The sequence below is a fragment of the Pseudomonas sp. H11T01 genome (genome assembly GCF_048515765.1).
Classification (GTDB): Bacteria; Pseudomonadota; Gammaproteobacteria; order Pseudomonadales; family Pseudomonadaceae; genus Aquipseudomonas.
Genome location: NZ_JBLYED010000005.1, coordinates 319,396 through 330,668 on the forward strand (window position 1 = coordinate 319,396; position 11,273 = coordinate 330,668).

Sequence of the window (11,273 nt, forward strand, 5' to 3'; positions counted from 1 at the left end):
CGTTACCGGTTCAGCGGGCTTTTTTTTACTTCAGGGCCGCGTTTTACAGGGCCATATCAGCAGCAGGATTACTCTGCTGTGGTTTCGGCTTGGCAGTCGCTGCTTCCTGAGGAACAACTACCTGACCCATCACAGGCGGCGGATCAAGCTGCAGAACTTTGGCGGTATACGCCCATTCTTGAGCAACGCGCTCTGGGCTACCGTTGAGCTGAGTACCGTAGCTCGGAACGATCTGGTGCAGCTTTTCCTGCCAGGCAGGGGTCGCGACCTTGTCCTTGAACACTTTCTCAAGCACGGTCAGCATGATCGGAGCCGCGGTGGACGCGCCTGGCGATGCACCCAGCAAGCCGGCAATGGTGCCGTCCTGGGAGCTGACAACTTCGGTGCCCAGTTTCAGGACGCCGCCCTTCTCTTCATCGCGTTTGATGATTTGAACGCGCTGGCCGGCTTGCCACAGACGCCAGTCTTCCATCTTGGCGTTCGGGAAGTATTCCTTCAGCGCATTGAAGCGGTCTTCATCCGACAGCATCAGTTGGCCAGCCAGGTATTCAACCAGTGGGTACTGCTCGATGCCCACTTTGGTCATAGGCCAGACGTTGTGCGTGGTGGTGCTGGTCAGCAGGTCGAAGTAAGAGCCTTGTTTCAGGAACTTCGTGGAGAAGGTCGCGAACGGGCCAAACAGGATCACGCGCTTGCCATCCAGCACACGGGTGTCGAGGTGAGGAACCGACATGGGCGGTGCACCGACTGAAGCCTTGCCATAGGCCTTCGCCAAATGCTGCTCAGTGATTGCCGGGTTGTCGGTGACCAGGAAGGAGCCGCCTACAGGGAAACCTGCATATTCTTTGGCTTCAGGGATGCCCGACTTCTGCAGCAAATGCAGTGCACCACCGCCTGCGCCAATGAACACGAATTTGGCGTCGGTCTGGGTTTGCGTGCCGTCCTTCAGGTTTTTGTAAGCAACACGCCAGGAGCCATCTGCATTGCGCGTGATGTCTTGCACTTCGCTCGAAAGCTTCAGAGAGAAGTTCGGCTTGGTTTGCAGATAACCGGCGAACTGACGAGTGATCTCGCCGAAGTTGACGTCCGTACCGATTGGGGTCCAGGTAGCCGCGACCTTTTGATTCGGGTCACGACCTTCCATCATCAACGGAACCCATTTCTTGATCTGCGCCGGATCTTCCGAGTACTGCATACCGGCAAACAGAGGGCTCGCCTGCAGAGCCTCGTAGCGCTTCTTCAAGAACTTGATGTTGTCATCGCCCCACACAAAGCTCATGTGCGGTGTGGAGTTGATGAAGGAACGGGGATTCTTCAGGACATTGTTCTGGACTTGCCATGCCCAGAATTGACGCGAGATCTGGAAGGCTTCGTTGATCTCGATGGCCTTCGGGATCTCGACCTTGCCATTCTTGTCTTCTGGCGTGTAGTTCAACTCAGCCAAGGCAGAGTGGCCGGTACCAGCATTGTTCCAGCCGTTTGAGCTTTCCTCGGCGACGCCATCGAGACGTTCAACCATCTCCATGGACCAGTCGGGCTCGAGTTCATTAAGCCAAACCCCCAAGGTCGAACTCATGATGCCCCCGCCGATGAGGAGAACATCAACTTTTTTTGTCTCAGCTGCGTGCAAGGGCATGAGTACCATCGACAGGGCCAAGCCGAGTAGCCCTGTGTTCATTTTTTTCAACATTCAGTAATACCTGGGATAGAACGCCATCCACCCGCCACTCTCGATCATGAGGTGCCCAGGCTCACCGTATGCAATGCCGCATGCCGCCGAACCCCGCACTCAGAAGGACTGATGGGTGAACATATAAGACCGATAGACATTATCGGCCTCACTTATATGCCCCTCCTGTGCTGACTTTTTATTAGTCATTGGCTTCAGCTACTTGGGTGACACTAATTCTGTTTGTAAATATCCGCCTGGAAAGCGTACTCGAAGCGCTCGGCAGCCCCTTGCGGTTGGCCGTCGTGCGCATGATCCCTGAGGGCGGCGAGCATCCATGCTGCGGCATTCTACCTCAGGTCGCCAGATCGACGAACACGCATCCTTGTTCGCATCCTTCGGGACAACGGCATGATAGAGGGATCGCAGAAATCGCTACCTATAGTCGTGGCAGTGTCACCAGGATTTACGGTCCACGAGGGGGCATGAAACCCTATGAATAAAGGGCTCGTTCCTGCTTTCGATCAAGTGCTGAGCAGCACGGCGACCCATTTCGTAGTACGGGAGTTGCACGGTGCTCAGCGGTGGATAGAACAGCTCGGCAACACCGATCATATTGTCGTAGCCCAGTACCGCCACCTCGGCCGGAATGCGCAGACCACGACCGAGTAGGTACTGATAAGCGACCAGAGCGATGCGATCGTTGCCACAGATAAGCAGATCGAAGGCCGGCTTCCCATCCGACTCACGCAATTGCTGCTCCAGCGCTACAACCGTTTCCCCATAGGCGTCATCGGTCGACAGGTTGTATTGGGGAACACTGTCCAGGGACATATCGAACTCTGCGAGAGCGCGAACCAATCCCTGCTGACGCTGACCCCAGGCCAGGCTGCTTTGCGGCAGGTTAATGCAAAGCGGATGCCGATAGCCCTTTTTCAGCGCCTGGTGCACGGCCTGATACTGACCGTCTTCGTCGTCGGGCACGTAGCAGGCCACGCCTGGCTCTGAACTCATGCAGTTGCTCAGTACCAGCGGCAGGCTGCGCAGCGCTTGGGGAATCTCGACTGTGCGTAACTGCATGGCACTGAAAATGATCCCGTCGGGCTGATGCGACAGCATCAGGTCGATGGTTTGCTGATTCGGCGGAGCCTCGAACACGTTGAGAATGAAGACGTTCCAGCCGTTTTCTCGGGCAGTGCGTTCCATTGAAAGGAGCATTTCAACGGCAAAGGGAGTTGTCGCCGTGTCGAGTGCGAAGACTCCGATGGTCTTGCCACGGGAGTGACCGCCACGGATCTGGCGAGCGGAAAGGCTGGGGACGTATCCCAAGGCCTCGACCGCTTGAAGAACTTTTGCCAGGGTTTCCTGGTTCAGCTTTTCCGGGGTATTGAGTGCCCTGGAGACGGTCATGAAGGAAACTCCCGCCAGCCGTGCGACATCTTTAACTGAAGCCATTCGCAGGTGCCATTGCTTGTCTAGCTAAGCATCATGTCATGCCTGGCAAAAGCATGACAACACGATGGCAGGCCGCAGACGGCACATATGGCACATATGACAGATAGAGGCGTTCAGAGCTGGAGATCGGCCAGGTTCCAGGCAGAGGTCTCCCCGAATAGCCCCAACCCGTTGACAGCGAAGGCGCTGACACTGAGGCTGTCGGGGCGTGGATAAATCCGACTGCTCAGGCTATAGGCCCCATCGTCGACGAAAACCTCAATGGAGGAGCGATCCAGGAAAATCCGCAGAGCGATCTGCGTTTGCCCTGGTGCCACCGGTACGCTACGGACACCGCTCACGCCAGTTCCCGAGTGTTGCCTGTCGAGTACCAAGCGTCGGGCCATGGCATCGAAATACAGCAATGTCCGTTCCCGCTGGTCTTCGCTACAGCGCAGTGCCAGGCCAAAGTGCTCAGCTGTGCTGCCCGCCAGGTCCAGTTCGAGTTCAAGCTCCAGCAGAGCGCCACGCACTTCAAGTGTACGACTCTGTGACTCGACCCCCCCGATCTGCAGCGTTCGTCGTGACTGACGTAGCGCTGTCAGCTCACGTGCCGGACGCATGCGTAGCCGGTCGCCGTCGCGGCTTAACTCACGTGGCAACGACAGCGCGCCACACCAGTGTTGTTCTTGACTCGGCATAGGGCTGTCCCACATGTCCATCCATGCCCAGAGCAGGCGGCGCCCGTCCGGAGCCAGCAGGGTCTGTGCGGCATAGAAATCGTGACCGTGGTCGAGTTCGCGCAGCTGGCTGGTCTCAATGAAGCAACCGGAGTTGTCCAGCTGGCCCAATCGATAGCTGTTCTGGAATTTGTTCCAGTTGTCGTAACCACTGGGCTTCAGACCTTGCGGCGAGCACAGAAAAACGTCGCATCCATCCAGTTCGAACACGTCCGGACATTCCCACATGTAACCGTCAGCCTCGCGTTGACCGTCCAGGGCACAGCCGAGGTAATCCCAATGATGCAGATCCTGGGAGCGATAGAGCAAAAGCTGCGGGTCATCCCCTTGACGAGCGCCAAGCGCCATCCACCATTGGTCTGCGCGCTTCCAGACCTTCGGGTCGCGGAAATGCATGATGTCCGGATGCGGTGGCGTTTCAATCACAGGCCCATGTTTGGTGAACGTGATGCCATTCGTGCTGCTGGCCAGGCATTGGACCTGGTGAATTTTTTGGTCATCGCCCGGCTCCCCTAACCAGGTGTGCCCGGTGTAGATCAGATAAAGCGTATCGCCCGCAACGACAGCCGACCCTGAAAAACAACCGTCTCGATCGTAAGCATCGCTGGGCGCTAACGCTATAGGCAGATGCTCCCAGTGGACCAGGTCCTTGCTCTTGGCATGACCCCAGTACATCGGGCCCCACTGCGCCGAATAAGGATGATGCTGGTAGAACACGTGGTATTCGCCTCGAAAATAGGCCAGTCCATTGGGGTCATTCATCCATCCGGCCGGTGGCGACAGGTGATAGCCGAGGCGATAGTCGTTGCCACGTTCAGGCAGTTTTTTTTCGATGGCGCGATGCGCTTCGTCCAGCTGTGCAGCGTGCATGGCGTAATCCTTACTAGGGTTCGTAACGGTTGGCTGATTGAGCGATGGCAGGAAGCTCCATCGAATCATGAGCTTTTGCCTGGGATGATTTGCGGGCCGGGTCCGCGCGTAACAACGACCATGACAGCAGCAGGCAACTGCCTACCAGGCCAGCCATCAGAACGTAAACGCTCGAGAAGCCATAATGGTCGTAGCCGTATCCCACAAGCGGCGACAGCAGCATCGCGGTCAATTGCTGGGCGAACTGGAATCCCACCAGATAGATCGAGGCGGACAGACGCGAATCGAAATTGAACGAAATGTATTTGAATATCGAGACCAGCAGGATTGGCACTTCCAAAGCGTGCAACATCTTGCAGGCGGCAATAGTCCAGGCCTCCGTTGCCAGCCCGGAGCCAAGAATACGAACGAACATGATGCTGCCAGCCAGTATCAATCCGTATTTAGCGCCCGTGCGGTTGACCACCCAGGGGGCGAACAACATCAATACGGCTTCGAGCAGAACCTGGGATGAATTCAGGTAGCCGTAGGCTCGGGTGCCCTCCTCCGGGGTCGGGAAGAAGGAGGAGAAATACACGGGAAACTGTTGTTCGTAGATCATGTAGATTCCACAAACCCCGGTCAGGTACAAGCTGAATGCCCAGAAGCGTGGAAGTGTCAGCAGCTTCCAAAGATCGTTCAGCCGCACCGGCATGGCCGCTTCACCACCCATTTGCGTTTCTGGTTTGTTGAACCTGGTCAGATCCAGCCGGGACAGGATCAGCAAAAACACAACCCCGGCGGCGCTGCTCATGTAAAAGGCGATGTCCGGGTCAATGTTGAATACCACTCCGACGACGCCCGTCGCGGAGGCCCAGCCCAGCGAACCCCACATTCTGGTGGTACCGAACTCGAAGCCCGCGTGGCGCGACATTCGCTCCGTATAGGATTCGATGACACCCACTCCCGCGAGCATGGAAAGCGCCAGGAAGGCCGCGCCGACTACTGCACCCAACACCACGTTCTGGGCCAATAGATTGGCGTATACGTAGATCGAAAATGGGGCCGCGGCGCAGAGCAATACGCCAATCCATACCAGCAGTTTTTTGGACAAGCCAAGTCGATCCTGGAGAGCACCATAGAACGGCTGAATGAGCAGTGCGGCAATCGCGTTGGCGGCAAAAATGAACCCGGTTTCCGTTCCATTCAGACCGATGACTCGATGAAGCCATATCGAGAAAAGCGAATAGCTGGATGACCACGCGAAGAAGAAGAAAAACAGCAGACCACTGATAAGCCAGTACTCACGTTTGACTGACAGCTGCATGTGACGACCCTCTTGTTTTTGTTTAAGTTAACGTTAACATATCAATCCATTACGCCTCCTCTACCCGCTCGCTGTCAAGTGGATCCGAGTGCAAAAGGACGGGGTATCGCGCTGAGTAAACCGTGCAGAAGTGACTCTCCCGGTTTGCTCATTGGACGGTTCTGGTCTTGCACAAGCGATATTTCGGCTGGAGGAGAAGACCTGTTCGAAAGGTCTTTGCAGTACCCGAATACAAAAACAAGAGGGTTACACATGAGTTCTACGGCCTGTCGGCCTTTGGCTGGCTTCTCCTTGCTTTTTCTCTCCACTCAACTGCTCGCAGCGCCAGCACAAAGCATCGAGGAACGTCTTGCCAGGCTTGAGGCCAGGACCTCCGTCGCCGAGACCCGCGCCTTGGTGGCCGAAGCTGACGCTGCTCGATTGCGCAAGGAAGTCGAGCACTCAATAAGCAAATCACCAGCAAGCTCCCGGTAACTGCACAAGCATCCCTCAACGAGCGCGTTGCCCGGATAGAGGCGAACCAGCAGTCCCTTGAAAGCCCTCCCCTGACCACCGTGCCTTCTGCCCATTCGAACGAGCCTCCGAACGATGGCTTCACCTTCAGTGGGTATGCTCGCTCCGGGATAATGACCGACTGATCAGGTGCCGGTCATGGCGGCCCTTACGTGACCCCCGCAGGCTCAGTCGGTGGAGCTGTAGGTCGGCTTGGCAATGAAGTCGATACCTACATGGAGGCCAAGTTTTCGAAGGAGAAACAGGCCAGCAACGGTACGCATTCCAAATATACGTTGATGCTCGCCGACGGCCTGGAAACGCCTAACGACTGGACCGCCGCTGAAAGCTCGCTCAATGTGCGACAGGTCTACGCTGAACTTGACCATTTAGCGTCCTTTCGAGATAGCCCCGCGTTTCGCGATGCAACACTGTGGGCTGGCAAGCGCTTTGATCGGGATAATTACGACATCCATTGGCTCGACAGGGGGATCGTTTTCCTTGCCGGGACCGGTGGTGGTATCTATGACGTGCATCTGACCGAAGACTGGCGCATCAATGCGTCTCTGATGAGCCGCTCCTACGGCGATTTCGGTACTGAGGAAAATGAGGACATCAGGAGCTATGTCGCTACCCTCAATCAATTTTTCGATGATGGTCGCTGGCAGATCATGCTCAATGGCCTCTCTTCGGGCCAAAACGATGCCCGTCTGAACGAGCAGAGCAAGCAGACATTCGCCAGAGATACCCGGTTGAACAAGGCGGGGTTCAGCCCTGCCGAAAGCGGTTCGCATGGCATGTTCGCCTACCATAGGCCGGATTTTTTCGGCCGAGAAGGATACTTTAAAGCCGCGCTGCTGTACGGCAAGGGATTGGGGGCGGAGGTCAACAGCATTGGTGCCGATGGCGACTTGCTGGACGAGGCTCAGACATTGCGGCTGGCACTCTATGGCCATACTCGCCTGAATGAAGATTGGCGCATCGCACCTGCTCTGATTGCCGAGCACAGCAAGGATCGCTATGTCCCTGGCGACGACTATCGCTATTTGACGCTCAACCTGAGACTGGCCAATGAACTGACCAGCAACTTCGAAATGCTCTATGAGCTGAGCTGGCAGACGATGGACCTGAATGCGCTTGGCTATAAAGGCCGACAGACAGCCAATGGTGACTATTGGAAACTCACGTTTGCGCCCACGTTCAAGATGCAAACCGGAGACTTTTTCACTCGCCCTGAATTGCGCCTGTTCGCCACTTATATGAACTGGTCCAGGGACCTCGATAACTTTAGCGCCACAGACGATTTTGGTCAGAAGGGCTTCAAGTCTGGCGGGGACTGGCAATTCGGAGTGCAGATGGAGACTTGGTTCTAGGTAACCGATATCGCGTTCAAATGGAGCTTCGCCCACTTGGGACGGTTTGCTCAGGAATGTAAAAAACGTCGAAATCGGGTGGACGAGCTCAGAGAGAGAGAAACAGGCTCACCCGCCCATCAAGAAGATTTGCTTAGCCACAAGTAGGCAGCGACAATTAGCATCCCAAATTTTTCGAGGTTCGCAACATGCGTAAAGCACTTTCCGTCTTGGCCCTGAGCGCCCTGTTTGCCCAAGGCGCTATGGCCGCAGGCGGCACCCAGGCTGCGGTTGGCGGTGGTTTGGGCGGCGCCCTGGGTAACGTTCTTGGTCAGAAGCTTGGTGGCGGCAGCACAGGCGCAGCCGTCGGCGCGGGCCTGGGCGGCGCGGCAGGTGGTGCCGTTGCAGCCAAAAAAGGCCACAAAACCAAGGCAGCCATTGGTGGCGGCCTGGGTGCGGCAGGTGGCTCACTCATTGGCAACAAACTTGGCGGTAGCACCGGTGGCGCCATTGGCGCAGGGCTTGGTGGTGCTGCTGGCGGCGCTATTGGCGGTAAGTGAAACTGATTCTATCGCTAACAAAAACCCGGCGCGGCGTCCGGGTTTCTTGAGCAAATTGCCGTAGGAAAAATAGAGCTCGCTGACTGCCCACCTTGGTGCATTCAGCGATAGCGAGCGCGAGGCAAATCGATTCGTTAGTTGCGAAGCTCGGCCCCGGCAACGGCGAATCCGGTTCGGACAGCCGCAGCACCACATCAGCGCTGATGGATTGCAGGGACAAGACACTGTCCAGTGAGATGATTTCCAGTCGCACACAGGCATTACGTCGCAGCAGCAAAATCAGATAACGCCCTAGGATGTCATGCAAGATCGACTCGGCCACCGCCAGCCTGATCAGGGGCTGCTCGATGAGCGGAAATTTTCGCCCGTGGGCCAGGGCGATTAGCTGCGCGTGCAACTGCTGCCCTATCAACGAGTAGCCGGGAATGCTCTTGCGCTGCTGATCATCAAGTGAGCATCATCCTCCTGAATCGCCTGGCTAATACGAGTATGAGTCAACAACCCGTTTTACCTTTTTGAGCGCTTCCTGGAGCGCGGTCAGCGATACAGATCCTAGCGCCAAGCGGATCGCATGGGGTACATGTGCAGACGTCGCAAACGGTTCGGCAGTCGATACCGAAATCTGCTCGCGCATAAGCGCCGCCGCTACTTGGTCGGCTCGAACCTCTTCTCCCAAAGGTAGCCAGACAAAATAGGAGGAAGGATGGCTGATGTATTGGAGTCCTGAGAGCGCTGCATTCGCTATTGATTGACGAACCCTGGCATCGCGACGCTTCTCTTCCTCCAGTCGTATGACAGTGCCATCCTCAAGCCAGCCACAGGCGATAGCCGTCATGACGCTCGGTGTGTTCCATGTGGTAGCCCTGATTATTCGCTCAATCGCGCAAACCCATTGAGTGGGAGCTGCAACAAATCCGACGCGAATTCCGGTGGCAACACTTTTGGAGAGTCCTGAGACGTACACGGTTGTTTCTGGTGCAAGTGTCGCCAATGGAGGGGACGGATCCTCTGCCAAAAAGGCATAAGCCGCATCCTCGATGATAAGCAGACCGTACTCACGGGCTATCGCTACCAACCTTAGTCGCCACTGCATGCCTGTCACCCATCCCAGCGGGTTGTGCAGTGTTGGCATCGTGTACACAGCACGTACTCGCCGACTCTTGCACAGCCGCTCCAGAGCGTCCAGGTCGGGTTCATGACCTGCCGAAGGAATAGGTGCCAGTTCGAGGCGGTGTGCCTGCGCAAGGACTTTGAATCCTGGATAGGTCAAGACGTCGGTCGCAACGACATCACCGGGGCGAAGCAGTGCCATGACCGTGGCCGCCAGTCCATGCTGTGCTCCACTTACGATTAACACTTGATCCTCGGACACGGCCAACCCGCGACATCGGAGATGGCGCGCCACTATGGCCCGCTCATGCTTGCGCCCTGCATGAGGTTGATACCGCAGCATTGCCTCCATGTCGCCGGAAATCGCGAGTTGGCGCAATGCACCTCGTAGCAACTCGGCCTGGCCAGGCAGAGATGGGTAGTTAAAGTTGAGATCAAGGATGCCTGAAGCAACCGCATGCTGGTCGATGCCCTGCCCTAGAGGTAACGAGGTTTCCCGAACAAAGGTACCTCGCCCGGCTTCCCCACTGACCAGTCCCATAGCCTCAAGCTCTGAGTAAACGCGGGTAGCAGTAACCAGGGCCAGCCCCTCTTTTGCCGCGAGTTCGCGGTGTGTAGGCAGCCGGGTACCTGGTTGCAAACGACCTGCCTGGATATCGGCAGCCAATGCGTCGACCAACACCTTGTAGCGGGAGCGAGCCATGGACAATGTATCCATTACAATAATTTGATTGTACTGATTCTCGGCCCTAGCATCTTCCTTCGCAACGGATTCGCATGGCCAGCACCCGAGAGTGATCCGGAGGCCATCGTCTAGCAGTACTCACAACCCAATTTGCACAGGAAGGCGACAACATGCATATCGCTATTTTGACCTTCGAAGGTTACAACGAACTCGATTCTCTCATTGCACTGGGTGTGCTAAATCGCGTCAAGAAGCCGGGTTGGCGAGTGTCGATTGCCAGTCCCACTGCCCGTGTTCGTTCTATGAATGGGGTAGTCATCGAATCACAAGCAACGCTTCGAGAAGCGAGTGAAGCCGATGCGGTCATTATTGGCAGCGGTTCGCAGACACGTGAGGTGGTCGCTGACACCGCCCTGATGGCGCAGTTGCAGCTTGATCCACGCAGACAACTGCTGGGTGCCCAGTGTTCAGGCACGCTTGTATTGGCCAAGCTAGGCCTGCTCGAAGGTGTTCCAGCCTGTACCGATTTGACGACGAAACCATGGGTTCAGGAAGCGGGTGTGGACGTGCTCAACCAAGCTTTTTTTGCGGAAGGTAATGTTGCCACCGCCGGAGGGTGTCTTGCCTCTCAATATCTTGCCGCCTGGATTATTGCCCGTCTGGAAGGTATCGAAGCAGCGGCAAGCGCGCTGCATTACGTCGCGCCGGTGGGGGAGAAAGATGACTACGTGTTGCGTGGGATGCGGCATATCACACCCTATCTGCACAACGAATAGGTCTTCTTGCAAGGAAAATCTAATCGTGAGCATCTGAGGGGAGGCAAACGAAGCGGTGCCAAGTGGGCTTGAGGAATTGGCCCGCCGCCGCCCACTTTTCTGGCGCGCAAAACAAAACCCCTACCTGCAGAAGCAGATAGGGGTTTCGGAAGTTAATCTTGACGATGACCTACTCTCACATGGGGAAACCCCACACTACCATCGGCGATGCATCGTTTCACTGCTGAGTTCGGGATGGGATCAGGTGGTTCCAATGCTCTATGGTCGTCAAGAAATTCG

General features: G+C 56.3%; 7 protein-coding genes, 1 rRNA gene and 2 pseudogenes. 3 read left to right on the plus strand and 7 right to left on the minus strand.

Translation table 11 applies throughout. The features are described 5' to 3' along the window. Positions 1–43: 43 nt before the first annotated feature. The 4 genes from mqo to ACN1C3_RS09455 all read right to left on the minus strand — a co-directional run bounded on the left by mqo (position 44) and on the right by ACN1C3_RS09455 (position 6,019). Positions 44–1,690 (minus strand): malate dehydrogenase (quinone), encoded by a 1,647-nt coding sequence (gene mqo, locus ACN1C3_RS09440; RefSeq protein WP_419115542.1) that lies wholly within the window; start codon positions 1,688–1,690, stop codon positions 44–46. A gap of 435 nt (positions 1,691–2,125) precedes the next feature. Next, entirely contained in the window at positions 2,126–3,124 is a 999-nt protein-coding gene (locus ACN1C3_RS09445; protein ID WP_419115543.1) for a LacI family DNA-binding transcriptional regulator, read from the minus strand. Positions 3,125–3,237: 113 nt separating this feature from the next. Next, positions 3,238–4,713, minus strand: a complete 1,476-nt coding sequence (locus ACN1C3_RS09450) for a glycoside hydrolase family 32 protein (RefSeq protein WP_419115544.1) — start codon at positions 4,711–4,713, stop codon at positions 3,238–3,240. Between the two features lie 13 nt (positions 4,714–4,726). Further along, a complete protein-coding gene (locus ACN1C3_RS09455; RefSeq protein WP_419115545.1) occupies positions 4,727–6,019 on the minus strand; it encodes an MFS transporter in 1,293 nt (430 codons plus the stop codon). Positions 6,020–6,271: 252 nt separating this feature from the next. On the opposite strand from ACN1C3_RS09455, the pseudogene ACN1C3_RS09460 reads away from it, so the two are divergent. Beyond that, positions 6,272–7,884: pseudogene (locus ACN1C3_RS09460) on the plus strand (carbohydrate porin). A gap of 188 nt (positions 7,885–8,072) precedes the next feature. Then, complete coding sequence (locus ACN1C3_RS09465) at positions 8,073–8,423, plus strand: bacteriocin (protein ID WP_419115546.1); 351 nt, start codon at positions 8,073–8,075, stop codon at positions 8,421–8,423. A 115-nt stretch (positions 8,424–8,538) separates the two neighbouring features. Here the strand turns inward: ACN1C3_RS09465 and ACN1C3_RS09470 are convergent. Both ACN1C3_RS09470 and ACN1C3_RS09475 read right to left on the minus strand, forming a co-directional pair. After that, positions 8,539–8,829: pseudogene (locus tag ACN1C3_RS09470) on the minus strand (LysR family transcriptional regulator); the annotation flags it as partial. A 72-nt stretch (positions 8,830–8,901) separates the two neighbouring features. Next, positions 8,902–10,236 carry a PLP-dependent aminotransferase family protein gene (locus ACN1C3_RS09475; protein WP_419115547.1) on the minus strand — a complete coding sequence of 445 codons (1,335 nt, stop codon included), beginning with the start codon at positions 10,234–10,236 and terminating at the stop codon, positions 8,902–8,904. A gap of 152 nt (positions 10,237–10,388) precedes the next feature. On the opposite strand from ACN1C3_RS09475, the gene ACN1C3_RS09480 reads away from it, so the two are divergent. After that, a complete protein-coding gene (locus ACN1C3_RS09480) occupies positions 10,389–10,994 on the plus strand; it encodes a DJ-1/PfpI family protein (RefSeq protein WP_419115548.1) in 606 nt (201 codons plus the stop codon). 156 nt (positions 10,995–11,150) lie between these two features. On the opposite strand, the gene rrf is transcribed toward ACN1C3_RS09480, so the two are convergent. Beyond that, a 5S ribosomal RNA gene (gene rrf / locus ACN1C3_RS09485) occupies positions 11,151–11,266 on the minus strand. Positions 11,267–11,273 lie beyond the last annotated feature (7 nt).